This window comes from Microbispora rosea, assembly GCF_900156315.1.
Taxonomy (GTDB): domain Bacteria; phylum Actinomycetota; class Actinomycetes; order Streptosporangiales; family Streptosporangiaceae; genus Microbispora; species Microbispora rosea.
This window is the reverse complement of record NZ_FTNI01000076.1, coordinates 1-1,388: the sequence shown is the minus strand read 5'-3', so window position 1 is coordinate 1,388 and position 1,388 is coordinate 1. Positions and strand designations below refer to the sequence as shown.

Annotated in this window: 1 protein-coding gene; it reads left to right on the top strand. The window is 57.9% G+C overall.

All coding sequences use genetic code 11. The features are described from left to right. Positions 1 to 164 precede the first annotated feature (164 nt). Entirely contained in the window at positions 165 to 1,343 is a 1,179-nt protein-coding gene (locus tag BXA11_RS41050) for an IS1249 family transposase (protein ID WP_063937531.1), read from the top strand. Positions 1,344 to 1,388 lie beyond the last annotated feature (45 nt).

Here is a 1,388-nt window from a genome sequence, read left to right as displayed (position 1 = left end):
GTGGGTTAAACGACAAAAAGTGTGTCTGGAATCGACGATTTTCAGGGTTTGACCTGTAGGTTTCAGGGAAATATATGCTTCGGGGGCATATATTTAGGTCTCGAGCGTTCAATCCTCGGTGTGGCTGCCGTGATGTGCTATGTGCGGCGTGGTGTGGTGTCGCAATGTCAAAGAACCAACCACGCTGCCACTGCGGCGGAGAAATGAAACGAAACGGCACCACTAGCAAAGGCACCACCAGGTGGCGCTGCAAACGATGCGGCGCCTCCAGCGTGAAACGCAGAAGCGACATCACCAACGCGGCGGCGTTCACCGTCTTCATCGACCACCTCACCACCGGCGCCAGCCTCGATACCGTTGCCCGCCGTGTGGGGTGCTCACCGCGCACGATGCAACGTCGATTCGAACCGTTCTGGTTCGTTGATGTGCCTGACCCCACCGCCGGCCACGACAAGCGGGTCTACGACCAGATCTTCCTTGACGGCACCTACACCGCTGGCGGCTGCTTGATCGTCGCGGCGACGATCGACCACGTGATTGCCTGGCACTGGTGCAAACACGAAACCACCCGCGACTACCAACTGCTGCTTGAGCGCATCGAAGCCCCACTCATCGCCGTCATCGACGGCGGCCAAGGCGCATACAGCGCGATCAAAAAGTGCTGGCCGACTACGAAAATTCAACGCTGCCTCGTCCACGCCCAACGCGTGGTACGCCGCTACACCACCAGTAACCCACGCACCGATGCCGGGCGCACCATCTACCGACTTGCGCTGAAGCTGACCCGGATCACCACGCTGGATGAAGCCGCTGCATGGGGTGCGCAGCTGCACGAGTTCTCCACGCTCTACCGGTCATGGATGGACGAGAAAACCCTGGTCAAAGATCCCAAAACCGGTGCATGGACCCGCGTGTGGACGCATCACAACGTGCGCAAGGCATACAACAGCCTCAACCATCTTTGGCGGTCCGAGATGCTGTTTGTCTACCTCAACCCGCCAAAAGCAGTACTTCAACCAGAGTGGATCAAATCCACCACCAACAGCCTGGAAGGCGGCATCAACGCCCAGCTCAAACTGCTCGCCAGAACACACCGCGGCAGATCAGGTGAACGACAACGCCGCATGCTGGATTGGTGGCTCTATTTGAAAACGGAACTGCCTGACGATCCAGTACGAATCGCCAGTCAGTCCGACTGGGGCCAGGGCCAACTCGCCAAAGTATCCACCCTGACCCGAAACGAGAACGAAGCCGACCACGAAACCGGACGACCAGCCCTCTACGACAACGCTATCGACACCAACTACACACACTCAATCGGCATCCAAAAAGGCCAAATCTAACCCCCACGACACGCTGAATCAGACACACTTTTTGTCGTTTAACCC